Source organism: Microbacterium sp. C23T (genome assembly GCF_053345975.1).
This window is the reverse complement of record NZ_JBKFBD010000020.1, coordinates 25273-49470: the sequence shown is the minus strand read 5'-3', so window position 1 is coordinate 49470 and position 24198 is coordinate 25273. Positions and strand designations below refer to the sequence as shown.

24 protein-coding genes are annotated in these 24198 nt (G+C 71.1%); 9 read left to right on the top strand and 15 right to left on the bottom strand.

The window, feature by feature from the left end; translation table 11 throughout:
* Window positions 1-477, top strand: a complete 477-nt coding sequence (locus ACLBXX_RS12625; protein WP_447658333.1) for a YbaK/EbsC family protein — start codon at window positions 1-3, stop codon at window positions 475-477.
* A 3-nt stretch (window positions 478-480) separates the two neighbouring features.
* Here ACLBXX_RS12625 and ACLBXX_RS12620 read toward each other — a convergent pair whose 3' ends face one another.
* The 4 genes from ACLBXX_RS12620 to ACLBXX_RS12605 are packed head-to-tail and all read right to left on the bottom strand — an operon-like array spanning window position 481 to window position 5753.
* Window positions 481-2370, bottom strand: coding sequence for a glycogen debranching N-terminal domain-containing protein (locus ACLBXX_RS12620; RefSeq protein WP_447658301.1), 1890 nt, complete (start codon window positions 2368-2370; stop codon window positions 481-483).
* Window positions 2367-3281 (bottom strand): carbohydrate ABC transporter permease, encoded by a 915-nt coding sequence (locus ACLBXX_RS12615; protein WP_447658300.1) that lies wholly within the window; start codon window positions 3279-3281, stop codon window positions 2367-2369. The genes ACLBXX_RS12620 and ACLBXX_RS12615 overlap by 4 nt, the downstream gene beginning before the upstream one ends.
* Window positions 3278-4483, bottom strand: a complete 1206-nt coding sequence (locus tag ACLBXX_RS12610; protein ID WP_447658299.1) for a carbohydrate ABC transporter permease — start codon at window positions 4481-4483, stop codon at window positions 3278-3280. The genes ACLBXX_RS12615 and ACLBXX_RS12610 overlap by 4 nt, the downstream gene beginning before the upstream one ends.
* Before the next feature lie 10 nt (window positions 4484-4493).
* Entirely contained in the window at window positions 4494-5753 is a 1260-nt protein-coding gene (locus ACLBXX_RS12605; protein ID WP_447658298.1) for a sugar ABC transporter substrate-binding protein, read from the bottom strand.
* A gap of 187 nt (window positions 5754-5940) precedes the next feature.
* On the opposite strand from ACLBXX_RS12605, the gene ACLBXX_RS12600 reads away from it, so the two are divergent.
* On the top strand, window positions 5941-6960 hold the full coding sequence (locus tag ACLBXX_RS12600; protein ID WP_447658297.1) for a LacI family DNA-binding transcriptional regulator: 1020 nt from the start codon (window positions 5941-5943) through the stop codon (window positions 6958-6960).
* Between the two features lie 47 nt (window positions 6961-7007).
* Here ACLBXX_RS12600 and ACLBXX_RS12595 read toward each other — a convergent pair whose 3' ends face one another.
* From ACLBXX_RS12595 to ACLBXX_RS12585, 3 genes are all read right to left on the bottom strand, one after another.
* Window positions 7008-8261 (bottom strand): MFS transporter, encoded by a 1254-nt coding sequence (locus ACLBXX_RS12595; RefSeq protein WP_447658296.1) that lies wholly within the window; start codon window positions 8259-8261, stop codon window positions 7008-7010.
* Window positions 8258-8842 carry a helix-turn-helix domain-containing protein gene (locus ACLBXX_RS12590; protein WP_447658295.1) on the bottom strand — a complete coding sequence of 195 codons (585 nt, stop codon included), beginning with the start codon at window positions 8840-8842 and terminating at the stop codon, window positions 8258-8260. The genes ACLBXX_RS12595 and ACLBXX_RS12590 overlap by 4 nt, the downstream gene beginning before the upstream one ends.
* A gap of 62 nt (window positions 8843-8904) precedes the next feature.
* Window positions 8905-9669 carry an IclR family transcriptional regulator gene (locus tag ACLBXX_RS12585; protein ID WP_387145539.1) on the bottom strand — a complete coding sequence of 255 codons (765 nt, stop codon included), beginning with the start codon at window positions 9667-9669 and terminating at the stop codon, window positions 8905-8907.
* Window positions 9670-9757: 88 nt separating this feature from the next.
* Here ACLBXX_RS12585 and hutH point away from each other — a divergent pair, with 88 nt between their 5' ends.
* From hutH to hutI, 3 genes are read left to right on the top strand one after another with little or no spacing between them, the layout of a single operon-like run.
* The gene (gene hutH / locus ACLBXX_RS12580; RefSeq protein ID WP_447658294.1) at window positions 9758-11329 is read left to right on the top strand and encodes a histidine ammonia-lyase; all 1572 of its coding nucleotides are present in this window, start codon (window positions 9758-9760) and stop codon (window positions 11327-11329) included.
* A gap of 2 nt (window positions 11330-11331) precedes the next feature.
* Window positions 11332-13041, top strand: a complete 1710-nt coding sequence (gene hutU, locus ACLBXX_RS12575) for a urocanate hydratase (RefSeq protein WP_447658293.1) — start codon at window positions 11332-11334, stop codon at window positions 13039-13041.
* Between the two features lie 12 nt (window positions 13042-13053).
* Window positions 13054-14292, top strand: a complete 1239-nt coding sequence (hutI, locus tag ACLBXX_RS12570; RefSeq protein ID WP_447658292.1) for an imidazolonepropionase — start codon at window positions 13054-13056, stop codon at window positions 14290-14292.
* Between the two features lie 6 nt (window positions 14293-14298).
* Here hutI and ACLBXX_RS12565 read toward each other — a convergent pair whose 3' ends face one another.
* The 5 genes from ACLBXX_RS12565 to ACLBXX_RS12545 form a co-directional block, all read right to left on the bottom strand.
* Window positions 14299-14772, bottom strand: a complete 474-nt coding sequence (locus ACLBXX_RS12565; RefSeq protein ID WP_387145551.1) for a SixA phosphatase family protein — start codon at window positions 14770-14772, stop codon at window positions 14299-14301.
* Window positions 14769-15665: an agmatinase family protein gene (locus tag ACLBXX_RS12560; RefSeq protein WP_447658291.1), complete on the bottom strand. Its 897-nt coding sequence runs from the start codon at window positions 15663-15665 to the stop codon at window positions 14769-14771. Before ACLBXX_RS12560 ends, ACLBXX_RS12565 begins: the two co-directional genes overlap by 4 nt.
* Before the next feature lie 20 nt (window positions 15666-15685).
* A complete protein-coding gene (locus tag ACLBXX_RS12555; RefSeq protein ID WP_310292197.1) occupies window positions 15686-16036 on the bottom strand; it encodes a gamma-glutamylcyclotransferase family protein in 351 nt (116 codons plus the stop codon).
* A 74-nt stretch (window positions 16037-16110) separates the two neighbouring features.
* Window positions 16111-17379 carry a DUF445 domain-containing protein gene (locus ACLBXX_RS12550; RefSeq protein ID WP_447658290.1) on the bottom strand — a complete coding sequence of 423 codons (1269 nt, stop codon included), beginning with the start codon at window positions 17377-17379 and terminating at the stop codon, window positions 16111-16113.
* A gap of 3 nt (window positions 17380-17382) precedes the next feature.
* Entirely contained in the window at window positions 17383-18555 is a 1173-nt protein-coding gene (locus ACLBXX_RS12545) for an acyl-CoA dehydrogenase family protein (protein WP_447658289.1), read from the bottom strand.
* A gap of 28 nt (window positions 18556-18583) precedes the next feature.
* Here ACLBXX_RS12545 and ACLBXX_RS12540 point away from each other — a divergent pair, with 28 nt between their 5' ends.
* Window positions 18584-19591 carry a TIGR00341 family protein gene (locus ACLBXX_RS12540; RefSeq protein WP_447658288.1) on the top strand — a complete coding sequence of 336 codons (1008 nt, stop codon included), beginning with the start codon at window positions 18584-18586 and terminating at the stop codon, window positions 19589-19591.
* 15 nt (window positions 19592-19606) lie between these two features.
* Here ACLBXX_RS12540 and ACLBXX_RS12535 read toward each other — a convergent pair whose 3' ends face one another.
* Window positions 19607-20365, bottom strand: a complete 759-nt coding sequence (locus ACLBXX_RS12535) for an alpha/beta fold hydrolase (protein WP_447658287.1) — start codon at window positions 20363-20365, stop codon at window positions 19607-19609.
* Between the two features lie 125 nt (window positions 20366-20490).
* Between ACLBXX_RS12535 and ACLBXX_RS12530 the strand changes: the two genes are divergently transcribed.
* A complete protein-coding gene (locus ACLBXX_RS12530) occupies window positions 20491-20895 on the top strand; it encodes a pilus assembly protein CpaE (protein ID WP_387145569.1) in 405 nt (134 codons plus the stop codon).
* Between the two features lie 9 nt (window positions 20896-20904).
* Here the strand turns inward: ACLBXX_RS12530 and ACLBXX_RS12525 are convergent, their stop codons facing one another.
* Both ACLBXX_RS12525 and ACLBXX_RS12520 read right to left on the bottom strand, forming a co-directional pair.
* Window positions 20905-21813: an intradiol ring-cleavage dioxygenase gene (locus ACLBXX_RS12525; RefSeq protein WP_447658286.1), complete on the bottom strand. Its 909-nt coding sequence runs from the start codon at window positions 21811-21813 to the stop codon at window positions 20905-20907.
* A 64-nt stretch (window positions 21814-21877) separates the two neighbouring features.
* Complete coding sequence (locus tag ACLBXX_RS12520) at window positions 21878-23086, bottom strand: MFS transporter (RefSeq protein ID WP_447658285.1); 1209 nt, start codon at window positions 23084-23086, stop codon at window positions 21878-21880.
* Between the two features lie 404 nt (window positions 23087-23490).
* Between ACLBXX_RS12520 and nrdH the strand changes: the two genes are divergently transcribed.
* Complete coding sequence (gene nrdH, locus ACLBXX_RS12515; RefSeq protein WP_045299982.1) at window positions 23491-23724, top strand: glutaredoxin-like protein NrdH; 234 nt, start codon at window positions 23491-23493, stop codon at window positions 23722-23724.
* A 1-nt stretch (window position 23725) separates the two neighbouring features.
* Window positions 23726-24172 carry a class Ib ribonucleoside-diphosphate reductase assembly flavoprotein NrdI gene (gene nrdI, locus ACLBXX_RS12510; RefSeq protein WP_082497045.1) on the top strand — a complete coding sequence of 149 codons (447 nt, stop codon included), beginning with the start codon at window positions 23726-23728 and terminating at the stop codon, window positions 24170-24172.
* The last annotated feature ends 26 nt before the right edge of the window (window positions 24173-24198 follow it).

Here is a 24198-nt window from a genome sequence, read left to right as displayed (position 1 = left end):
ATCCCCGCCTCGCTTCCCGCCCGCAGCCGCCTCGTCCACGACGCGATCCGCGCCGCCGGCATCCCCGGCGACATCGTGGTGCTCCCGGATGCCGCGTCCACCGCCGTCCTCGCCGCCCAGGCGCTCGGGGTCGAGGTGGGGGCGATCGCCAACAGCCTGGTGTTCTCCAGCGACGGCGCACCGCTGCTCGTGATGACGAGCGGCGCGCACCGCGTCGACACGACGGCGCTCGCGGAGCGCCTCGGCCACGGGAAGATCCAGCGCGCGACGCCCGAGCAGGTGAGGGAGGCCACCGGCCAGGCCATCGGCGGTGTCGCGCCGACGGGCCACCCGGCGCCGTTGCGCACGGTCGTCGACGAGGACCTCGCCGGCTACCCCGAGATCTGGGCCGCCGGCGGCACACCGCACACCGTGTTCCCGATGACCTACGACGAACTGGTGCGTCTGACGGGCGGCACCGTCATGAAGGTCGACTGACCGTCAGTCCCGGAGGATCTCACGGCACGTGATGGCGGCAGCGGCCGACCACGCCTGCGGGCGGCACGCCGCCGGGTAGGGAGCCGGAGCCGGGGTAGCCGAGCGGTCATCGCCCGAGTAGAGCTCGGGCATGCGGAAGGCGAAGGTCTCCGCCGCCGCGAGCAGTCCGTCGACCACGACGAGCGCCTCGTGACGGAGCCCTTCGGCCGCCATGCCGCGGGCGGCGATCGCCGTGTCATGCGGCCACACGCTGCCGCCGTGATAGCTCAGCGGCCAATACCCGGCGGCATCCGTCGACATCGTCCGCAGACCGAAGCCCGAGGTCATCGAGGGGCCGGTCAAGAGCCGCGCGATCTCCCTCGCCTGATCGGGCTCGAGGATGCCGGTGCCGAGCAGATGGCCGATGTTGGAGGTGAGCGTGTCGACCGGACGACCATCGCGATCCAGTGCGATCGCGGGGTACCGCCCCTCGGGCGTCGTCACCCAGAAGCGGTCGGCGAACCGGCGGCGCAGCCCGGCGGCCCATTCGCGAAGCGGCCCGGCGCCTTCCTCGTCAAGCGACTCCAGCAGCGCGGCCCCTCGGATGGCGGCCTCGTACGCGTAGCCCTGCACCTCGCAGAGGGCGATCGGCCCTTGCGCGAGCGTTCCGTCGCGCCACTGGATCGAGTCGCCGGAGTCCTTCCAGCCCTGGTTCGACAGACCGCGCCCGGTCTCGTCGACGTAGTCGAGGAATCCGTCGTCGCCGGCCGACGCGACGATCCACCCGAGCGCGGAGCGCAGCGCGGGAACGAGCGCTCGCACCTCGGACTCCGGCATCCCCGCGGCGGCGGCTTCGGCGAGCAGGCACACCCACAGCGGGGTGGCGTCGACGGTGCCGTAGTACACCGGTGGCAGGAGGATGCCCTCGCCGGGCATCGCGAGTTCGCCGGCGCGCAGTTCGTGGAGGATCTTGCCGGGCTCTTCAGCGGTCGCCGGGTCGCTCTTGGTGCCTTGCAGTCGCGCGAGCACGCGGAGACTGGATGCCGCGATCCCCGGGTCGACCGGAAGCAGCAGGCGCGCGGCCCACAGCGAGTCGCGTCCGAAGAGCGTGAAGAACCACGGTGCGCCCGCCGCGAGGAACTCGTCGTCGGGAGCACCGGGAAGCGCGAGGCGCAGGGCGTCGAGGTCGGAGAGCGCGCGATCCACCCACCGGCGGAGCCGGGGGTCGCGTGCTGCGGTGATGTCCACCGCGTTCCGGCGCGGCTCCGCCGTGGCGGGTGCGACGACGAGGCCGGGGTCGTCGAGCTCCAGGGTCCACTCGGCCGACCACTCCCCGTGGGCAGGGCACTCGACCGCCCACTCGACGACGACGGACTGATGCTCTGTCCGCACGCGCGCGCCAGGCGCCGTGAGCACGAGGAACTTGTCGTCGCCGGAGAGGCGAACGGTGTGCCCGTCGGCCTCCGCCTCCCACACGCGGGACGCGGAGGCTCCTGCTTTCACTTCCTGGAGTGGGGCGAAGTCGGGCACGAGTCGCAGCCGGAGGCTCGTCGACACGGGGCCGGTCAGATGCGAACGCACCGTGAGCAGCTCGCGAACGACCCCGCCTTCGACGGTGCGGACGCGCTCGAGGCGCACCTTCGGATCGGGCCAGTCGTCGTCGATGCGACGCAGGAGGGCCGTGAACGACACCGCCGACGCCGAGATCTCGCCCACCGAGATGGCTTCGGGGACGGATGCCTCGCCCCCGACCGCGTAGGTCAGCTCGGCTTCGCGGACGAAGCGCGTGTCGCCGTGGTAGACGCCGTCGATCGCCTGGGCGCCCAGGTCGCCGGAGCGCCCCGACCAGACCTGGGTCGGTGCGCGCAGGGCCACCATCGCGTCGGACAGGAACGGCTGCAGCCCCGCGTTCACTCCTTCACCGCCCCTTGGCTCGCGTTCATGATCCTTCGCTGGAAGATGAAGAAGAGCACGGCGACCGGGATCGTCATGATGAGCGCGGCGGCCAGCTTGAGCGGGTACTGCGTGCCCTGGCTCAGCTGCCCCGACGCCAGCCCGGCGACCCCCTTCGTCAGGGTCGTCAGCTCGGGGGACTGCGTGGAGACGATGAAGTGCGACAGCTCGTTCCACGACCCCTGGAACGACAGGATGATGATCGTGATCAGCGCCGGCCGCGCCATCGGGAGCACGACGGACCAGAAGATGCGGAAGCTGCCCGCGCCGTCGATCCGTGCCTGCTCCTCGACCGACACGGGGATCGACTCGAAGAAGTTCTTCATGATGAACACGCCGGCGGCGTCGACCAGCAGCGGCAGGATCATTCCCGCGTACGAGTCGTAGATGCCGAGCTGGTTGATGACGAGGAACCGCGGGATGAGCAGCACCACGCTCGGCACGGCCATGACGGCGATGACGCCGGCGAACACGATTCCCCGTCCGCGGAAGTTCAGACGCGCCAGCGCGTAGCCCGCGAGCGACACGAAGAACACGCGCAGCACGGTGACGCTGATCGTGACGATCGCCGAGTTGCGGAACCACACCGGGAAGTCGCTGCGCAGGAACAGACGCTCGTAGGCCGCGGTCGAGAAGACCTGCGGAATGAGCGACACGGGATTCGAGGCGGCTTCGGCGTCCGTCTTGAAGGACGTTCCCAGCTGGACGAGGAAGGGATAGATGTAGATCAGCGAGATCACGATGAGCACGGCGTAGAGCGCGATCTGCCAGCCGAGTCCCGAGGTGCGACGTCGTCGCTGCGGAGATTCCGCCTGATGCGCCGTTCGCGGCGGCGCGGCCTTCGGCGCCTTGTCGACGGTCGTGCCGGTCATCGCGGGCCCCCGTTCTCTCGGTCGCGGTCTGTGGCACCGGGGGCCCCGCCCGCGTCCGGGGGAGAGGGCACCTGGTTGGCGGCGACCGTCGCAGGGCTCGCGGTCGACGGTCGCGTCGGCAGTTCGTACTGGCGCGCACGACGCCGGGACACCGGCCGCTCGCGGAGCACCCAGCGCTGGAACAGCGTGAACAGCACGATGATCGCGAACAGGATGAAGGCGATCGCCGCGCCCTGCCCCCAGTCCTGGTCGAGGAAGCTCGCGTCATAGGACAGGTAGGCCGGGGTCAGCGTCGTCTTCGCTGGCGCCCCTCGCGTACCGGTGTAGATCTGATCGAACACCTGCCAGCAGCCGATCAGACCCAGCGTCAGCACGGTGAACAGCGCAGGACGCAGCTGCGGCAGCGTCACTCGCCAGAACCGCTGCCACGCGTTCGCACCGTCGACCATGGCGGCTTCCTGGATCTCGGGGCCGATGTTCTGCAGCGCGGCGAGGAACAGCAGCATGAAGGTGCCGCTGGTCGTGAAGATCGCCATGAGGATGAAGGCCGACATCGCCACCGACGGACCCGCCATCCAGTTCCACCACGAGACGGCGATGAAGCCGTTGTCGGTCAGCGCCGCCGGCCCTTCGCGGACGCCGAGGCCGGACAGCAGCACGTGGAAGATGCCGCGCGGATCGGCGAACCAGTTCGGCCCGTCGATGCCCACGACGGCGAGGACCGCGTTGACGACGCCCCTCGGGTTGAAGAGGAACAGCCACAGCACCGTGATCGCCACGGTCGCCGTCACCGAGGGGAAGTAGAAGGCCGTGCGGAAGATCCCTCGACCGCGGAGCACCGCGCCGTTGACGAGCAGGGCGAGGAACAGCGACAGCGCCGTCTGCAGCGGCACGACCAGCACGACGTACCAGGCGTTGTTGCGCATCGCGATCCCGAAGTCGCGCGCGGCCAAGCCGTCTCCGGTCGTGACGCTCGCGTAGTTCTCGAGACCGACGAAGCCCACGTTGCCCGAGAACGGGCTCCCTCGTCCGCTCCAGTCCGAGACGCTGACCCAGAGGGCCATCAGCACCGGCACGAGCAGGAAGACGCCCAGGATGAGCAGGACGGGCAGGGTGAACACCCAGCCCGCCAGCGTCTCGCCGCGCCGGATGCCCGATCGGGCACTCCGTGCGCGGCGAGGCGCTGAAACGGTGGCAGTCATCGGACCGGCCTCAGCCGACGATCGCCTCGAAGTTCGACTGGACCGTGTCGAGGATCTGCTGCGGGTCGCCGTCCTTCAGGCCCTGGAGCTCGGCATTGAAGTCCGTGATGACGTCGGAGCTCCCGTCGTACGTCGGGAATCCCTGTGCGTAGTCCGCGCCCGCGAGGAAGGCTGCAAGGTCGGGGTTGTCGCTGGTCCACTGGTCAGCGGCCGACTTCGCCGAGGGCATCGGCCCGAACGCCTTCGAGAAGGCCAGCTGCTGGTCGGCGCTCGTCATGTACTCGACGAGGTCGAGCGCGGCCTTCTGGTTGGGGCTGTCGGCGGCCATGCCCCAGCAGTTCGTGAACTGCAGCGTGCCCTTGCCGCCCGGACCCTCGGGAAGCTCGGCGACGACGTAGTCCACATCGGGGAAGTCGTTCGTCATGGCGCCGGTGATCCAGTTGCCTTCGATCGTCATGGCGCTCAGCTGCTTGCCGAAGGCCTCACCGCCCCAGCCCGCGCCCAGGTCCTGCGCATACGCGAACGATCCCGCCGCCATCTGGTCCTTGACGTACGTGAGGGCGTCGACGTTCTCCTGACTGTTGGCGATCACCTCGCCGTCCTTGATGAGACCACCGCCGGCCTGCGCCATGAAGGTTCCGATGCGCTGCCACTCCCAGCCGAAGCTGAGTCCGACGACGCCGTCCTTCGTGAGCGTCTGGGCGACCGTCGACAGTTCGTCCCACGTCGTGGGGATGTCGTCGTCGGTGAGGCCCGCAGCATCCCACAGTCCCTTGTTGATGATGAGGGCGAGCGTGGAGAAGTCCTTCGGAGCGCAGTAGAACTGGTCGTCGTAGGTGAAGTTCTCGACGAGCGCGGGGTAGAAGTCGTCCTTGTTGCCCAGCTGGTCGCCGTACGCCTTGAGGGAGCCGTTGTCGGCGTAGCCGGCCAGGAGTTCGGGCGCCAGGTAGAACAGGTCCGGCGGGTCGCCCGCCGCGAATCCCTGGGAGAGCTCCTGCGCCTGGTCGGTGGCCACCTTCACCTCGACGTCGACGCCCGAATCCTTCGACCACGCCGCCGCGGCTTCCTTCACGGCATCCGTCTCCGCGTCGCCGCTGGAGCCGAAGAGGATCGTGAGGCCGTCGTCGGAGCTGGTGAGCTCGCCGTCCGTGGCGCCGCCGCCTGCGTCTCCCGAGTCGTCGAAGCCCGACCCGCAGCCCGCGAGGGCCAGGGCCCCGGTGACGAGCAGGGCTCCGGCTGCGAGGCCGGCGCGTGGGATGTGCCGTGTCATGTCTCTCTCCTTTGATGAGTCAAGCGCGACGGCCGGCGAGGGGATGGCTCAGGTGCATTCGTTCAATTTGAACGATCAAAGTCCGCCGTCAACGGTCAAGGTAGAACGGGCCGCACCGACTGTCAACCCGATTGACGGGCCCGTAGGATAACGATTTGAACGCTCAAGTGCGGCACGGGGAGGTCCCATGGCGAAGTCGCCGACCGTCGAAGACGTCGCTCGTGTGGCAGGGGTGTCGAGACAGACGGTGTCGAACGTGCTCAACAGCCCCGAGATCGTCAGAGAGGGCACGCGGGAGCGCGTCCGCGCGGCGATCATGGAGCTCGGTTACGCGCCCTCGATGGCGGCGCGACGGCTTCGCACGCAGCGCAGCGCGACGATCGGCATCCACCTCGATCCGTACGCGGGGGGAATCTCCGGCATCGTGCTCGATCGCTTCATCCACGCGCTGACCGACCGCGCGACGCCCCGTGGCCTCCGCATCCTGGTGTACGCCGCCAACGACGCGGAGGAGGAGCTGCGTCGGGTCCGGCAGCTGCGCGAGGGAGGAGAGATCGACCGGATCGTGCTGACCGGCACGTACGCCGGTGATCCTCGAGCGGACTGGCTCGCCGAGCACGGCATCCCGTTCGTGGCGTTCGGCCGGCCCTGGGGCGAACCCGGCGCGGGCGTGGCGATGGGCAATCCCGAACGGCCGTGGGTGGACGTCGACGGTGCCGCCGGCACCCGGGCTGCCACCACCCAAGCGATGGCGAACGGCTCGCGAGTGGCGTTCCTGGGGTGGCCTCGGGGCTCGGGCACGGGAGACGACCGCGAGCGGGGCTGGCGGGAGGCGATGGGATTCGGGGCCGACCCGCCTGCGAGCCTTCGCTGGACCGCGGTGGACACCGTGTCGGCCGCGCGCGCGGTGGTCGAGCAGGAGCTCGCCGCCGGAGCCGTCGACGCCATCGTGTGTGCGAGCGACACCCTGGCGGTCGGCGCCCACCTCGCCGCCTCGCACAGCGGCCACCCCGACATGCTGGTCGTGGGATTCGACAACACCCCGGTCGCCGAAGCGCTCGAGCTGTCGAGCGTCGAGCAGCGTCCGGAGCGGGTCGCCGAGGCGGTGCTCGACCTTCTGGTCGCCGATGCCGACACCTACGACGGGGACTGGCACCGCTTGATCGAGCCCGAGCTGGTGGTGCGCATGCGCGAGCAGCGGACGTAGGTCCGCGGACTCGTGCCCGCACGTGGTCTGGTGCGATCTCCGATGCCTCAGCCCGCGTGCGTGGCCGTCGCGGCCAGACCGCCGGCCTTTCCCGCGCGATGCACGCGGGGGAGCCACAGCAGGGCGATGACTCCGCTCAGCAGGTAGAGGCATCCCTGCAGCTCCAGCAGAGGCAGCAGGCCGATCGGGCCGTCGGAGAGGGCGCCGAGGAGGATGCCGGCCGCCTGCCCGAGCGCGCTCACGAGCCCGACCGCGGCGAACACGGCGCCGCGCTGCCACGGTGCGGAGTGTTCCTGCAGCACGCTCATGAGGCCCGCGATCATGATCACGCCTGGCGCGCCGACGGCGGCGAACAGCACGACGTAGGGCCAGATGTCGGTGGTGAGTGCGGGAAGGTTCCACGTCGCGAGCGAGAGCGCGCCGAACGCGAACAGGCTCAGCGCCGTGAGCGCGCGCGGCGAAGACCCGCGCACGAGGAAGCCGAGCACGACACCGGCGACGACGGCGCCGATCGCCTGGATGCCGCGCAGGAGGCCGACGTCGGCGTCCGATCCCCGCAGCGGGCCGAGCGCGAAGAGCACGAAGAGGACGAGGAACATCCCCTGCGCCACGCTCGACACGAAGATCACGGCGAACGCGCCCCGCAGCCGGGGGAGGCGGAAGGCGGTGAGGAGTCCAGCCGGTCGTGGGGCGGCTCTCTCCTCGGGGGAGTGCGTCTCGGCCGGTGCGGCGACGGCCGGCAGGGTCGCGATGAGGACGGCCGAGACGACGTAGGTCAGCGCGTCGACCGCGACGATCAGGCCGAGGTCGCCGACGGCGAGGAGCACGCCGCCCAGCGGGCCGCCGACCAGGCGCCCGAGGTTCTGGTTGAGGCCGATCAGGGCATTGGCCGAGACCAGGCGGCCGGTGTCGACCAACTCGGGAAGGAGGGTGTTCTTCGCCGGCTCGAACAGGGTGCTGAGCGAGGCGTGCACGAAGATCACCGCGTATGCGAGGGGGAGGTCGCCGAGCTCGTCGACCCAGAGCAGGGGCAGCAGCGCCAGCGCCTGTCCGACGTTCACGGCGACCATGATCCAGCGACGGTCGAACCGCCCGACGAGCCGCGCGGCCAGGGGTGCGAGCGCCACGGCAGGGATGAGCTCGAGCAGGAAGGCGATCGAGGTGCCGAGCGCCGAGCCGGTGAGCTGGAACACGACGAGCGGCAGCGCGATGAAGAGGAGCCAGTCGCCGGTGTCGGAGATGAGCCCGGCCGTCCACAGCCGCCGGAAGGCGGGGATCGCGAAGGCGCTGCGCGAGGTCATCGCGGTTCCTCCCCGAACGTGGGGCGCGGAAACGCCAGTAGAGAGAGGCTGGCCACCGCGGCGCCGTCGGGGGCGTCGGCGCGGGTCGCGGCGATGTACGGCCGGACGATCGCGTCGATGCGCTCGACGATCGACTGCAGCTCGGCGGGCGTCACACGCAGTCCGTATTGGGCGTGGGCGTCGACGTCGCGCCACTCACCCTCGATGCGATCGCGCCGGCGGACGTGTTCGCGCGCCAGCTGGTAGTCGAGCTGAAGGGATGCCTCGAGCATCGCGGTCGCGCTCGCCGCCACCGACGGGTCCTCGGAGTCGAGATCGAGGCTGAGTCCTGTGACCGTCGCCTGCCACGGCCGCTCCCGGCCGTCGTCGGAGGCGACCGGCTCGACGAGCCCGTGCTTGGCGAGCACCCGCAAGTGGTAGCTGCAGTTGGACGGGTTGTCGTCGACCGCCCGCGCGCACTCGGACGCGGTGGCGGCGCCGTGCGACATGAGGAAGCTGAGCAGGTCGAGGCGTACCGGGTGGGCGAGCGCCTCGAGTGCCGCAGGGTCGCTGAGCGTGCGTCGGGTCTCGGGTGCGGCCATGATCATCCAATCTGAAAGACGATTTCAGATTAGATCGGATCGGAAAAACCTGCAAGAGCCTTTCAGAGTTTCGACGTGGTCGGACGCGCGCCGCCGATGCGCCTGCCGAGCTCGGCCGCCACGGGGGCGACGAGTTCCGCGAAGTCCGCGGCCTCGCGCGCGCCGTCCGTCGGGAAGGTCACTGCGATCGCGGCGATCGGCCAGCCGACGTGGTCGAGCACCGCGACGCCGACGGACCCCAGCCCGAGGGTGACCTCGCCGTCCTCGGAGGCCCACCCCCGCTCCCGCACGCCGCGGAGCAGCTCCCGCAGCTCTCCGGGCCGCTGGGGGCCTCGGCCCGTGCGGTCCGCGAAGGCCGCGGCGTCCGGGAACAGCGCCCGCACCTGCTCGCGCGGCAGCGCCGCGAGCATCGCCCGGCCCGTCGCGGTGAGGTGCGACGGCAGGCGGACGCCGACGTCCGTCACCAGCGCGGGCCGGCGCGGCGCACGCTCCTCGACGATGTACAGCACGTCGCGACCGTGCATGACGGCGAGGTGCGCGCTCTCGCCGGCGCGATCGACCAGGTCGGCGAGCACGGGGCGGCCGAGCCGCGCGAGCGGCTCCTGGCGCGAGTACCCGCCGGCAAGCTCGAACGCGGCGATGCCGAGGCCCCAGCGCCGGTCCTCGGGCAGATGCACGACGAACTGGTGCTCCTGCAGCGCCGCGAGCAGGTGATACACGGTGGAGCGCGGCAGGTCCAGCGCGGTCGCGATCGTGCGCGCGGGAACCGGCCCGCGCTGGCGCGCGAGGTACGACAGGATCCGCAGCGTCTGGTCCGCGGCGGGCACCTGAGGCCTCGTGCTGCTGTCTGGAATCACAGACAGAGGATGCCACGACCCGCTGTCGCGCGCCACGGCCCGGGTGTGGAATCGGAGCATGACCATCGTCACGCCCCCCTCCGCCACCGACGTCGCCGTCGTCACCGTCGGCGCGGCGCCGCTGCGTCCCGACGAGGTCGTCGCCGTCGCCCGTCACGGCGCCCTCGTCGAGCTCGCCCCCGAGGCCGTCGCGCGCGTCGCGGCGACCCGCGCCCTCGTGGAGGGCCTCGCCGACGACCCCGAGCCGCACTACGGCATCTCGACCGGCTTCGGCGCCCTCGCCACCACGTTCATCGCCCCGGAGCGCCGCCTGCAGCTGCAGGCCAGCCTCATCCGCTCGCACGCGGCCGGCACGGGCCCCGAGGTCGAGCGCGAGGTCGTCCGCGCGCTCATGCTGCTGCGCCTGCAGACGCTGGCGACCGGTCACACGGGCGTCCGGCCCGTCGTCGTGGACACCTACGCCGCGATGCTCAACGCCGGCATCACGCCGATCGTGCGCGAGTACGGCTCGCTCGGCTGCTCGGGCGACCTCGCTCCGCTGTCGCACGTCGCGCTCGCCGCGATGGGCGAGGGGCGCGTGCGCACCGCGACCGGCGAAGAGGTCGACGCGGCCGAGGCGCTGGCGGCAGCATCCGTGTCCCCGCTCGTCCTGCGCGAGAAGGAGGGCCTCGCGCTCATCAACGGCACCGACGGCATGCTCGGGATGCTGCTGCTCGCGCTGCACGACCTCTCGGTGCTGCTCGACACGGCCGATGTCGCCGCGGGCATGTCGGTCGAGTCCCAGCTCGGCACGGACGCCGTGTTCGCCGCCGATCTGCAGGCGCTCCGGCCGCAGGTGGGGCAGGCCGTCTCGGCCTCGAACCTGCGGGCCGTGCTCGCGGGCTCGGGGATCATGGCGTCGCACCGCGACCCCGCCGTCTGCACCCGCGTGCAGGACGCGTACTCGCTGCGCTGCTCGCCGCAGGTGCACGGCGCCGCCCGCGACACCGCCGACCACGCGCTGCTCATCGCCTCGCGCGAGCTCGCCGCGGCCGTCGACAACCCCGTGATCACCGATGACGGGCGCGTCGAGTCGAACGGCAACTTCCACGGCGCACCTGTCGCGTACGTGCTGGACTTCCTCGCGATCGCCGTGGCCGACGTCGCCTCGATCTCGGAGCGCCGCACCGACCGCGCCCTCGACCGCGCGCGCAGCAACGGCCTGCCGCCGTTCCTCGCCGACGAGGTCGGGGTCGACTCGGGCTTCATGATCGCCCAGTACGCCGCGGCGGGGATCGTCTCGGAGCTGAAGCGGCTGGCGGTCCCGGCATCCGTCGACTCGATCCCGTCGTCCGCGATGCAGGAGGATCACGTGTCGATGGGGTGGGCCGCCGCGCGGAAGCTCCGTCGGGCGATCGACGGGCTCTCTCGCGTGCTCGCGATCGAGGTGCTCACCGCCTCGCGCGCCCTCGACCTGCGGGCGCCGCTCGAGCCCGCCGCCGCCACCGGCGCCGTGCGCGATCTCGTGCGCACCGTCGCCGGAGGGCCCGGCCCCGACCGCTACCTGTCGCCCGAGATGGAAGCCGTGACCGTGCTCGTCGCGTCCGGCGCCGTCGCGGCGGCCGCCTACCACACCACCACGAAGGAGTGACGATGTCCGTTCCCACAAGCTCGACGACCGCGCCGGCCGCGCGCGGGCTCGGCGAAGGCGCCGTACGCGCGCCGCGAGGCCCCGAGCGCACCGCCAAGAGCTGGGGCGCCGAAGCCGCCAAGCGCATGCTCATGAACAACCTCGACCCCGAGGTCGCCGAGCACCCGGAGGACCTCGTCGTCTACGGCGGCACGGGGCGCGCGGCCCGTTCGTGGGAGGCGTTCGATGCCATCGTCCGCACGCTCGACGAGCTCGAGCCCGACGAGACGCTGCTGGTGCAGTCGGGCAAGCCGGTCGGGGTCTTCCGCACGCACGAGTGGGCGCCGCGCGTGCTCATCGCCAACTCGAACCTCGTGGGGGACTGGGCGACGTGGCCCGAGTTCCGCCGCCTCGAGGAGCTCGGCCTGACGATGTACGGCCAGATGACCGCGGGGTCTTGGATCTACATCGGCACGCAGGGCATCCTCCAGGGCACGTACGAGACGTTCGCCGCCGTGGCGCGGTCGCTGGGGCGCGACGATCTGTCGGGCACGCTCACGCTCACCGGCGGCGCCGGGGGCATGGGCGGCGCACAGCCGCTCGCCGTGACCCTGAACGGGGGAGCGGTGCTCATCGTCGACGTCGACGAGTCGCGCCTGGCACGCCGTGTCGAGCACGGCTACCTCGACGAGTACACGACCGACCTCGACCAGGCGCTCGCGCGCGTGATGGCGGCGAAGGCCTCCGGCGAGGCGCTGTCGGTCGGCGTCGTCGGCAACGCCGCCGAGGTCTTCGGCGACGTGCTGCTGCGTCACCGCGCAGGCGAGGTCGCCGTCGACATCGTCACCGACCAGACCAGCGCCCACGACCCGCTGGCGTACCTGCCGGTGGGCATCGCGTTCGAGGACTGGAAGGCCGAAGCGGCGCGTGACCCCGAGGCGTTCACCGCCCGCGCGCGCGGCTCGATGGCCAAGCACGTCGCGGCGATGGTGGGATTCCAGGACGCCGGGGCCGAGGTCTTCGACTACGGCAACTCGATCCGCGCCGAGGCTCAGCTCGGCGGCTTCGACCGGGCGTTCGCCTTCCCGGGCTTCGTTCCCGCCTACATCCGCCCGCAGTTCGCCGAGGGGCGCGGACCGTTCCGCTGGGTCGCGCTCTCGGGTGACCCCGAGGACATCCGCAAGACGGACGAGGCCGTCAAGGCCCTCTTCCCCGACAACGCGGGGCTCGTGCGCTGGCTCGACAAGGCCGGCGACGCGGTGCACTTCGAGGGCCTCCCGGCGCGCATCTGCTGGCTCGGCTACAAGGAGCGCCACCTCGCCGGGCTGAAGTTCAACGAGATGGTCGCCTCGGGTGAGCTCTCGGGCCCGATCGTGATCGGCCGCGACCACCTGGACGCGGGCTCGGTCGCCTCGCCCTACCGCGAGACCGAGGCCATGGCCGACGGCTCCGACGCGATCGCCGACTGGCCGCTCCTCAACGCGCTGCTCAACACGGCGTCGGGTGCGGCGTGGGTGTCGATCCACCACGGTGGCGGCGTCGGCATCGGCCGCAGCATCCATGCCGGTCAGGTCACCGTCGCCGACGGCACCCCGCTCGCCGCGGAGAAGCTCGAGCGCGTGCTCACCAACGATCCCGGCACCGGCGTGATGCGCCACGTCGACGCGGGCTACGACCGCGCGAAGGAGGTCGCGCGCGAGCGCGGCCTGAACGTGCCCATGCTCGGTGACTGACGGACGGATGCTGTGACCACCACGCTCATCACGAACATCGGCGAGCTGACCACCAACGTCGCCTCCGACGGCGATGCCCTCGGCACGCTGCACGACGCCGCCGTGCTGATCGTGGGCGACCGGATCGCATGGGTCGGCCCCGCCTCCGCACTCGACCGCGAGAGTGCTTCTGGTGGACGAGAGGTGGGGAACCAACCCGCATCTCGGCGACCACCTGTTCTCTCGCGGGAAGAGGCGGTCGAGGTCGTCGACGCCGGGGGCCGCGCGGTCATCCCCGGGTTCGTCGACAGTCACACGCACCTCGTGTTCGAGGGCGACCGCGCCGACGAGTTCGAGGCGCGCATGACCGGTACGCCGTATGCCGCAGGGGGCATACGGCGTACCGTCGGGGCCACGCGCTCCACGAGCGACGAGGAGCTGCGGGCGCGCCTCGCGGGCTTCGTGGCCGAGCTCCACGGCCAGGGGACGACGACGTTCGAGATCAAGACGGGCTACGGGCTCACCGTCGCCGACGAGGAGCGACTGGCTCGCCTCGCCGCGGAAGTCACGCCCGAGGTCACATTCCTCGGCGCCCACGTCGTGCCCGCCGAGTACAGCGAGCGGCGCGACGAGTACGTCGAGCTCGTCTGCGACGCGATGCTCCACGCGTGTGCTCCGCACAGCCGGTGGATCGACGTGTTCTGCGAGCGCGGGGCGTTCACGCCCGACGAGTCGCGGCGCATCCTCGCCGCGGGCGTCGCGCACGGCCTCGAGCCGCGCGTGCACGGCAATCAGCTCGGACCGGGCGAGGGTGTGCGTCTCGCTGTCGAGCTGGGCGCAGCATCCGTCGACCACTGCACGTATCTGTCGGACGAGGATGTCGCCGCGCTCGCGGGTTCGACCACGGTCGCGACGCTGCTGCCGGGCGTGGAGTTCTCGACCCGCCAGCCGTACCCCGATGCGCGACGGCTGATCGATGCGGGAGCGACCGTCGCCCTCGCGAGCGACTGCAACCCGGGGTCGAGTTTCACGAGCTCGATGCCCCTCATGATCGCGCTCGCGGTGCGCGAGATGGGGATGACGCCCGCCGAGGCGGTGTGGGCAGCGACCGCCGGTGGCGCGAAGGCGCTGCGCCGCGACGACGTGGGCGCACTCGCCCCGGGGATGCGCGCCGACCTCGTGATGCTCGACGCGCCGACCCGCGTGCACCTCGCCTACCGCCCCGGTGTGCCGCTCGTGCACACGGTGTGGATCGGCGGCGCCGCGCTCTGACCGGCGTCAGCGGGGCGGCGTGTCGAACGTCCAGTTGTCGGGGTCGACGGAGCTCGCGACGTCCCAGTCGTCCTGCGCCCAGATGAACGTCGCGACGGCGCACGTCGGCATGTGGTCGATGTCGTCGTCCGAGAGGCTCGCCGCGAGGGCGCTCATCCCGGGATCGTGCGCGACCACCATGACCGTCGCCGCACGCGTGGCCGCGGCGGCGGCAAGCAGGGTGCGCGCCGGGGCACCGTACAGCTCGGGGTCCAGCGAGACCGCCACGCCGAGCTCGGCGGCGAAGGCTTCGGCCGTCGTCCGCGCGCGCACGGCGGTGCTCGAGAGGATGACGTCCGGGCGGAAGCCGGTCGCCGCGAGCCGCGCGGCCATGCGCGGCGCATCGCGCCGGCCGCGATCGTTCAGCGGGCGGTCGTGGTCGTCGAGGCCGGGGTTGCCCCATTCGGACTTCGCGTGCCGCACCAGTGCGAGACGGATCATGACGTGACCTTTCCTGAGGCCTTGGCGGCGAGGAGTTCGAGTACGCAGAGCGCCGCGAGGCGCACCGTGCGCCCGTCGGGGGCATCCGCCGTGGCGTCGACCTCGGCGATGTCGGCGCTGTGCAGGCGGGAGTCGGCGGCGAGGGCGCGAACGAGCGCCCGCAGCTCCCAGGCGGCCAGTCCGCCGGGGACGGATGCCGGGCACCCGGGCGCCACGGACCGGTCGCACACGTCCACGTCGATGTCGAGGTGCACCGGGCCCCCGCCGGCGCCGGCGATCTCGAGCGCCTCGGCCGCGACGTCAGCGGCGCCGCGGCGGCGCAGGTCGTCCATGGTCACGACGGTGATGCCGTAGTCCGCCGCGCGCTGCGCGTAGGCGACGGAGTTGGCGAAATCGGCGATGCCGAGCTGGACGATCCGCCGCCCGTCGAGGCCGTCCTCGACCAGCCGCCGCACCGGAGAGCCGTTCGAGACGCCGTCGCGCAGATCGAAATGCGCGTCGATGGTGATGAGCCCCATGGCCTGGGCGCCCTGCGCCACCGCGTAGGTGAGCGAGTTGTCGCCGCCGAGCGCGACGACGAGATCCGCGCGCTCGCGCAGCTCCGACACCGTGGAGCGGACGGATGCCTCGCCCTCCGGTCCGTCGGGCTCGGCCACGTCGCCCGCATCCGCGATGCGCAGCACGTCGTTCAGGTCGACCGGGGGAGGGCCCAGGAGCGTCGGGCTGTAGCGGCGCAGCGCGTCGCGGATCGCCGCGGGCGTCGCGTGCGCACCGGTGGGGGACAGGGACGTGCGGAATGCGGGAACGCCGAGGATCGCGGCATCCCAGCTCCCGTCTTCGAGCGGGGGCCACGCACCTGCGCGTGGCCACGAGGGATCGTGGGAAAGCGTCACGTGTCGACGCTACCGGGCGCTCACGCCGCGACGTAGACCCACGCGGAGCGACCGCTCGCCAGCACCACCGCGCAGCGTCGATACAGCGCCACTTCGTACTCGTCGGCCGCGTCGAGCTCGTCCTCGGTCACGAGCAGCGCCTTGCCCACGACCTTGTCGAGGGGGTTCCCCGTCTCGCGCACGATCGGGTGGACGGTCAGACCCGACAGGTCGACGACGCGAGTGTCTTCGATCTCGGCGTAGTCGACGGTGTACCCGGGCAGCGCGTCGGGCTCGCTCTCGACCAGGCGGCCGAACGTGTCGAGCTGCACGTCGGCGTTCTGCAGCGTGCCGTAGCTGAAGAGGTACTGGGTGGGCTCGTCCGCGGACACGGCATCAGGGTAACTCTCGGCGGCCGCGATCGCCCCGGACTTCACGCACTCTTAACACGGCTCGCCGCGACGCGTCACCCGAGCAGCGCGTGCGCGATCGAGAAGATCGCGAGTCCGGCGAGCGCGCCGACGATCGTGCCGTTGAGGCGGATGTACTGCAGGTCGCGCCCGACCATGAGCTCGATCTTCTCCGTCGTCTCGACGGGGTCCCACCGCTCGACGGTGTCGGTGATGATGGACGCGATGTCGTGGCGGTAGCGGTCGACGAGGAACACGGCGGCGTCCGTCACCCAGGTGTCCACGCGGCGCTGGAGCGCAGCATCCGTCGTCAATCGCTCGCCGATCTCGACCAGTGCCTCCACGCCCCGTCGCCGCAGTCCGCTCTCGGGGTCGGCGAGCGAGCGCAGCAGGCCGGCCTTCGCGGTCGCCCAGGCCTCGCCGGCCAGCTCGCGCACGCGGGGGCTGTCGAACACGGCGAGCTTCGCGTCCTCGAAGCGCCCGATCGTCGCGGGGTCGTGCTGCAGGTTGCCGGCGAGACGCGCGAGGTAGCCGTCGATCGCGACGCGGGCCGGATGCCGAGGGTCCGCCTGTACGGCGGCGACGAACTTCACCGCCTCGTTGTACACGGTGTCGTCGACGAAGCGATGCGCGACCGACGGCACCCACGCCGGCAGGCGGCGCGACACGACGCCCGTGAACGCCGTCTTGTTGGCCGCGAGCCACGCGGCGATCGTGTCGGCGGCGAGGTCGACGGCGCCGTGGTGCGCGCCGGCGTCGATGATCCGCTCGAGCCATTCGCCCAGCGGCGGACCCCACTCCGGTGCGATGAGGTGCTCGCGGGCGAGCTCTTCGATCACGTCGCGGACGTCGTCGTCGCTGAGCGCGCGCAGCACGCTTCCGGCCATGACGGATGCCTCGGCCGCGACCCGTTCGGCATGCACCGGCGCGCTCAGCCATTCGCCGAGGCGGGCGGCGATCGCGGTCTGGTCGAGCTTCGTGCGCACGACGTCGGCGCGCAGGAACTCGGTCTCGACGAACTCGCCGAGGGTGCGGCCGATCTCGTCCTTGCGGCTCGGGATGATCGCCGTGTGCGGGATCGGGATCCCGAGCGGATGCCGGAAGAGCGCCGTGACCGCGAACCAGTCGGCGAGAGCGCCGACCATGCCGCCTTCGGCCGCCGCCCGCACGTAGGCGAGCGCGGGGATCTCCTGCTGGAACGCGAACGAGAAGGCGAACAGCACCGCCATGAAGATCAGCGCGCCGAGGGCGACGCCCTTCATCGTGCGCAGCCCACGGCGGCGCTCCTGATCGGCGGGGCTGAGGAGGCGCGTCGGCGTCGACATGTCTCAGTCCTCGATCGGCCCGAGCCAGGCGGTCGCGACGGTCGAGTGCGCCGATTCCGGGTCGGAGGGGTGGAACAGGCCGGCCAGCACGTCACGGTAGAGGCGGCCCAGCTCGGTGCCCGAGAAGTACGAGGATCCGCCGGCGACGAGCACGGCCTCGTCGACGATCTGCTTCGCGGCCGTCACGGCCCGGTGCTTGAGCCCCGCGAGCAGCGAGAACCACTTGGCCCCGTGATCGGCGAGGTCGTCGACGTCACGGGCGAGCGCGTCGATCTGCGGCGGAAGGGCGTCGTAGGCGAGGGCCATGCCGGCGATGCGCCAGCGGATGTCGGGATCCTGGCTGTACGCCTTGCCGGTGCGCTTCGACGTGCGCTTTCCGGCCGTGCCGACGGCGACGTCGAGTGCTCGCCGGGCGATGCCGGTGTACACCGACGCCAGGAGGATCTCGAAGACGCTGAAGATGCCGAACACCAGCGGGTCGGGGTTCGGGCCCGGGGCGAGTCGCCGCACGATCCGGTCGGCGGGCGCCACGGCGTCGCGGAGCTCCGTCGTGCGCGATTGCGTGCCGCGCATGCCGAGGGTGTCCCAGTCGTCACGGACGACGACGCGGCCCGCCTGCACCTCGGACCGCGGGACGAACGCGTAGACCATCCGCGGCGCGTCCTCCGACGACGTGTCGAGTCCGTGCAGGCCGAGCTGCGTCCACACCGGCGCCAGCGACGTGAAGATCTTGGTGCCGGTGAACGAGTATCCGCCGTCGGGGAGGGGCGCAGCATCCGTTCCGCTCCCGAACAGCACGAGGTCGTTCCCCGCCTCGCTGATCCCGAACGCGAAGACCTCGCCGGCCGCCGCGCCCTCCTGCACGAACCTCAGCGCGTCGATCCCGCGGTCGGCGAGCACCTTCGCGACGCCCGTCCAGACCAGGTGCATGTTGATCGCGAGGGCCGTCGCCGGGGCCGCGCCCGCGAGGCGCTGCTGGAGGACGGATGCCTCGGCCAGCCCCAGCCCGGATCCGCCGAGCTCTTCCGGCACGAGGATCGCGAGGTACCCGGCGGCTTTGAGCTCGGCCAGATCGTCGTCGGGGAAGGTGTTCTCGCGATCGTGAACGGCGGCCCGCGCGCGGAAACGCTCCAGTAACTCGTCGTTCAGGATCTCGCTCGGTTCGAAGGACGCCACCACGCCATTCTTACGCGATGATGTGCGCATGGCGACGCTCTCGGAGATGCTCCAGGCGCTCATCCCCCCGACGCAGCGGCAGACCGCGGCCGAGGTGACCGAGGCGCTCGACCTCGGCTCCGGCGATCGCGCCGGCAAACGCAGCGGGTTCCTCATCATGCTGACCCTCGCCGGCATCATCGCGATCGCCGGCGTGCTGACCGACTCCACCGCGACGGTCATCGGCGCGATGATCATCGCGCCGCTCGGCACACCGATCCTCGGGATCGGGCTCGGCATCGTCACCGGGCACCTCAGCCTGGTCGTGCGGTCGATCATGTGGGTGCTGCTCGGGCTCGTCATCGTGATCGTGCTGGGCCTGGCGTTCTCGCTGTTCGTCGCGACGCCGGAGAGCCTCGAGACCAACTCGCAGGTGCTCGGGCGCACCTCGCCCAGCTTCATGGACCTCGTGGCGGCGCTCGCCACCGGCTTCGCGGGCGGCTTCGCGATGTGCCGGAAGGATCTGAGCGCCATCCTTCCCGGTGTGGCGATCGCGATCTCGCTCGTGCCGCCGCTGGGTGTCGTGGGCGTCTGTGCGGGGCAGGGCCTCTGGGCCGACGCGCTCGGCGCGCTGTGGCTGTTCCTCTCCAACGTCGTCGCCCTCGTGATCGCGGGCAGCATCGTCTTCACCCTGGCCGGATACGCGCGCGATCCGGGATCGTCGCCGGTCGCGAACCGGCGCCGCGCCTACGTCATCGTCACGGTGCTCGCCGTGGTCATCGCAATACCGCTCGCGGTGAACTCCGCCGTGTCGGTGGCGCTGGCGCGATGGTCTGTCGCGATCCAGGACGCGGCGACCGAGTGGCTCAGCGCCGACGAGGGTGCTCGGGTGTACGGCCTGGACTGGTCGGGCGCGACCGCCACCATCGCGATCACGACCGACGACGGTCAGACCCCGCCGGTCGACGACCTGCGCGAAGAGCTCGCGAGCGTGCTGCCGTCCTTCGTGGGCGTTGTGCTCGACGTCGGCCAGGGCGTCGAGATCACGGTGCAGTAGGTCTGCCCGCCGGCTTCAGGCGAGTGCGGCGAACAGCGCCTCGATCGTCGCCTCCGGCTGATCGCGGTGCGGGGAGTGCCCGGCGTCGGCGACGACCGACACCGTGAAGTTCGGGTTGGGCGCCACGGCGGCCTCCGCCGGCTTGCCGCGGAAGATCGAGTACACGCCCGGGTCGGACGCGATCACGTGGGTCGGCACCGCGATGCGAAGCGCAGCATCCGTGACGTCCCACTCCGCGTTCTGAGCGCTCGTCTGCTCCACCGCCCAGCGGCTCGCCTGCTGCGCCGACAGCGCCTTCAGCTCGATGTCGTGCGGGTGCCAGTGCGGGTGCTCCGCCCGCACGGCCGCCTGCGACGGGTCGTCGAACGAGCGGGTCTGGCTGTCGCGCACGATGTCGCGGTCATGGTCGGTGAGCAGGAGTGCGGGGTCGACGAGGACGAGACGGCGCGTCCACGACGGGTCGGCTGCGGCGGCCAGAACGGATGCTGCGCCCCCGAGCGAGTGGCCGATCACGAGGTCCCACGGGCCGGCGTCGACCGGACGGGTCTCCGCGACGTCCGCGGCATAGGCCGCCAGCGTGTAGTCGAGCGTGCGCGGGGCCGTGCCGTGCCCGCGGAGGTCCACAGCATCCGTCCGCCATCCGGCGTCCGCGAGAGCCGAGCCGTAGCGCCACATCAGGGCGCCGTTGGACCCGAGGCCGTGGATGAGGAGAGCGCGACGATCGGCCGAGGCCGAGCCCCACGCCAGGCGGGGGAGGGTGACGGGGGCGGGCATGCGCTCAGCCTACGGGCGCGGCGAAACCCTCCTCACCGCGCGGCAGGATGGCGGCGGAGGTTGGCGTGATCGCTGCGGCGTGGCGGCGCGACACGGGGAGGAACGAGCCGGGCCAGAATGGTGGTGTGATCTCGACGGAGCTGGCCCTGGCCCTGCGCGAAGCCGGCCTGGTGTGGCACCCGCACTCGGGCGACCGCTTCCAGCTCGACGAGCCGGAGTTCGAGGCCGACGTCTTCACCGTCAGCGAGATGACCATCGAGCCGCGCGAGTACCCGACCGGGCGCATCCTGGCCTTCAACGGCACGACCGAATGGGCGCTGGATTCCGTCGCCCTCGAGGACGCGCTGTGGCTGCCGTACGAGCACCAGCTGCGCGAGATGCTGCGCGGTGCCTTCCGGTCGCTGCGGCGGATGCCCGACAACCACGAGGTCGAGATCGTGCTCGGCGGCGAGCGGCGGGTGTTCGAGCACCCCGAGCCCGCCGACGCCTACGCGCTCGCCCTGCTGGAGATGCTCCGCCGGCTCGCGTGACCCGGACGCCTACACGCCGATCGTGAGGGCGGCGGTGTAGCCCGCGGCCACAGAGCCCGACATGGTGGCGAGCTGGTGGACGGCGCCGTCGTCCCGGAACACGTTGTCGCTCTGCAGCGACACCTGCGACGCGTTGCGCACGCTCTGCTCGTACCCGCTCGTTGCGTAGACCGCGTCGTTGGTCTCGGGCGGCAGCGCGATCTGGCTCGTCTTCACGATCGGGCCGTTCGCGACGGCGGTGGCGATGTCGTCGTACACCTCGAAGTGGATGTGCGGCCAGCGCCCCGAGTAGCACGCCGGATAGATCGACGTGAAGGTGACCGTCCCGTTCGCATCGGTCTCCTGCACCCCGCGCAGGTAGTTCTCGTTCTCGACCCCACGGCTGTACAGCGAATAGTTTCCGCCGCGGTCGCAGTGCCAGAGGTACACCCCGCGGCCCGCCAGCGCCGCGCCGGTCGCGGCGTCCCTGACGGTCAGCGCGATCGTGAGCGGCACGCCTTCGGCGACCGTCGTCGACGACCCGAAGCTCGAGCGGATGTCGGCCCGCACGATGCCGGAGTCGTCGAGCACGTCGATGCCGTTCGACCCGTCCGCCGGGTAGGGTCCGGCGGTCTCGTCGGGCACCTCATCGAGGGGGACGGATGCCTCGGCCTCGGTGGTCGCCGATGCGGACGGCGCCGTGCTCGGCGACGCGGATCCCGTCGACGAGGGCGTGGCCGAGGCATCCGAATCGTCCATGGCGCCGCAGGCGGCGAGCAGGCTGGTGAGCGCGACGCCGCCGAAGATGCCGAGCGCGCGTCGCCGGTCGACGAGGGTGCGGATGTCGTAGACCAGGCCGCGGTGATCCTCGTCGATCGGGTTGCCGTCGTCATCGAGCCACTCGCGATCGCGCCGGGCGGTGGTGTCGTCGGGGTTCATGCCTTCGAGTAGAGCGCTCGCGGCTATGCGCCGTCTATGACACGGCTATGCGTGGCGGATCGGCTCAGCCGATCGTCGTGACCGGCTCGGTGTCGGGGATCGGGCTCGCACCGCGCACGCGCAAGTCGGGAAGGCCCCGAGCGAACACGATCGCGACCAGGAGTCCGAGTGCGCAGAACGCGGCGGCGGAGGTGAATGCGGCCGTCACGCCACCCGGGCCGTCGATGAGGAGGCCGGCGACGGCCGACCCCGCCGCAGCGCCGATGAGCTGACCTGTGCCGACCCATCCGAACGCCTCGGCCGTGTCGCTGAACTTGACGCTCGCGGTGGTCACGGCCGACAGCACGGCCAGTGCCGGCGCGATGCCGATGCCGGCGAGGAACAGCGTGGCGCCGATCCACCACACGTTGACCCACAGCGCGGTGAGCGCGAGCCCGATGGCCACGACCGTCAGGCGGCGCGCCATGGCCCAGCGGCCCATCGGCAGGTGCCCGAAGGAGAGGCCGCCGGCGAGGCTGCCGATCGAGAAGACGGCGAGCACGAGTCCCGCCTCCAGTCCGCCGTGGTCGAAGGTCGCCACGACGCTCGCCTCGACGGCCGCGAACGAGCCGATGAGGAGGAAGCCGATGACGGTCGCGAGCAGGATCGGCGGGCGGGTCAGCACCGTGCCGAAGGAGCGCTTGCTGCGCGGGATGCGCACGCGACCGACCTCGGGGGAGAGGATGAACCAGGCGCCACCGGCGACCAGGATGACCACGACCAGCATGAGACCCACGACGGTGCCGGCCTGCGTCGCCACGAAGGTGATGAGCACCGGGGCGAGGATCCAGATGAACTCCTGCAGCGAGGCGTCCAGGGAATAGAGCGCCGTCAGCTGCGTGGAGTTGACCATCTTGGCGTAGATCGTGCGCACCGCCGCGACGATCGGCGGTGTCGCAGCGCCCGCGATGAACCCCAGGACGATGTAGACCGGAACCGGGACGACGAGGAGTGCGATCGCGGTGAGGGATGCCGCGGCCACGACCGTGGTGAGGGTCAGTACCCGGCGCATGCCCCAACGGCCCATCCAGCGGCTCGTGACGGGGCCGGCGAGCGCCTGGCCGATCGACACCGCCGCGAGGACGATGCCTGCGGCGCCGTACGAGCCGGTGATCCCCTCGATGTGCAGGAGGATCACGAGGCTGATCATCCCGTTCGGGAAGCGCGCGGTCAGCTGTGCCGCGATGATGCGGGCCACCCCGGGGGTGCGCAGAAGTTCCCGGTAGCCGGCCACCCGACAACGTTACGGCACGCCCGGGGATGTGCCCGTACGGCCGCGTCGACGACCTCGACGCACACCCGTGCGCGACACGCCCGCGACACGCCGGAAGCGCTGTCCACAGGCGAATCCGATGTCGGAGGCGATGGCTAGCGTGCAGCCTGTGGACGGATGCGGCCGTGGCGTTCGAAAGCCCCGTGATCCTGGCCTTTTCCAGACCCTGGCGGCTGTGGATGAATCCGTGGACAACCTGTGTTGTACATGGGGAGAACGGTGGAAAATCACACCGATGTAACTACTAGCCCTTGTGGTGCTATCGAATGTCGGTACCCATATGTAGTATTGGACTCCCGGTGGGGGGACTGCCGGGAAAGAGCACCGGATGCCACCGGGGGAAGCACTGAGGAGACGGAATCGACATGGCGATCACGGTTTACACGAAGCCCGCGTGCGTGCAGTGCACGGCGACGTATCGAGCACTCGACTCCAAGGGGATCGAGTACGAAATCCACGACCTCTCGGAGGACCCCACGGCCCTCGAGCAGGTCAAGGCGCTGGGCTACCTCCAGGCGCCGGTCGTCATCACCGATGAGGACCACTGGTCGGGCTTCCGTCCCGACAAGATCGACGAGCTCGCCTCGCGTCTGGCCTGACATGTCCGCGGTCGTGACGCAGCGCGTCGCGACGGACGCGCCACTGCTGGTCTACTTCTCGAGCGTGTCGGGCAACACCGCACGCTTCATCGAGAAACTCGGCGCTCGAGCGGTCCGGATCCCACTTCACTCCACGGATCCGGCGCTCGTGGTCGACGAGCCGTACGTCCTCGTGACACCCACTTATGGCGGAGGCCAGGGCAGGGGAGTCGAGAAGGGCGCTGTTCCGAAGCAGGTCATCCGCTTCCTCAACGACGAGCGCAATCGGAGCCTCATCCGCGGAGTCATCTCGGCGGGGAACACCAACTTCGGCGAGCATTTCTGCGTCGCCGGCGACATCATCAGCCGCAAGTGTCACGTGCCGCACTTGTATCGGCTAGAGGTATTCGGCACGCCTGAAGATGTGGAACGCGTGAGCGCGGGATTGGAACGCTGGTGGGAACTCTGACGGAGACCGACTTCAAGACGCAGGCA

What these genes read in the sequence shown, in the direction of transcription:
- ACLBXX_RS12600 (WP_447658297.1), top strand. Translation starts at nt 5,941, where the DNA reads ATGGCGAAGTCGCCGACCGTCGAAGACGTCGCTCGTGTGGCAGGGGTG.
- ACLBXX_RS12540 (WP_447658288.1), top strand. Translation starts at nt 18,584, where the DNA reads ATGGCGACGCTCTCGGAGATGCTCCAGGCGCTCATCCCCCCGACGCAG.
- nrdH (WP_045299982.1), top strand. Translation starts at nt 23,491, where the DNA reads ATGGCGATCACGGTTTACACGAAGCCCGCGTGCGTGCAGTGCACGGCG.
- ACLBXX_RS12550 (WP_447658290.1), bottom strand. Translation starts at nt 17,379, where the DNA reads ATGTCGACGCCGACGCGCCTCCTCAGCCCCGCCGATCAGGAGCGCCGC.
- nrdI (WP_082497045.1), top strand. Translation starts at nt 23,726, where the DNA reads ATGTCCGCGGTCGTGACGCAGCGCGTCGCGACGGACGCGCCACTGCTG.
- hutU (WP_447658293.1), top strand. Translation starts at nt 11,332, where the DNA reads ATGTCCGTTCCCACAAGCTCGACGACCGCGCCGGCCGCGCGCGGGCTC.
- ACLBXX_RS12605 (WP_447658298.1), bottom strand. Translation starts at nt 5,753, where the DNA reads ATGACACGGCACATCCCACGCGCCGGCCTCGCAGCCGGAGCCCTGCTC.
- ACLBXX_RS12535 (WP_447658287.1), bottom strand. Translation starts at nt 20,365, where the DNA reads ATGCCCGCCCCCGTCACCCTCCCCCGCCTGGCGTGGGGCTCGGCCTCG.
- hutH (WP_447658294.1), top strand. Translation starts at nt 9,758, where the DNA reads ATGACCATCGTCACGCCCCCCTCCGCCACCGACGTCGCCGTCGTCACC.
- ACLBXX_RS12565 (WP_387145551.1), bottom strand. Translation starts at nt 14,772, where the DNA reads ATGATCCGTCTCGCACTGGTGCGGCACGCGAAGTCCGAATGGGGCAAC.
- ACLBXX_RS12615 (WP_447658300.1), bottom strand. Translation starts at nt 3,281, where the DNA reads ATGACCGGCACGACCGTCGACAAGGCGCCGAAGGCCGCGCCGCCGCGA.
- ACLBXX_RS12525 (WP_447658286.1), bottom strand. Translation starts at nt 21,813, where the DNA reads ATGAACCCCGACGACACCACCGCCCGGCGCGATCGCGAGTGGCTCGAT.
- ACLBXX_RS12595 (WP_447658296.1), bottom strand. Translation starts at nt 8,261, where the DNA reads ATGACCTCGCGCAGCGCCTTCGCGATCCCCGCCTTCCGGCGGCTGTGG.
- ACLBXX_RS12590 (WP_447658295.1), bottom strand. Translation starts at nt 8,842, where the DNA reads ATGGCCGCACCCGAGACCCGACGCACGCTCAGCGACCCTGCGGCACTC.
- ACLBXX_RS12610 (WP_447658299.1), bottom strand. Translation starts at nt 4,483, where the DNA reads ATGACTGCCACCGTTTCAGCGCCTCGCCGCGCACGGAGTGCCCGATCG.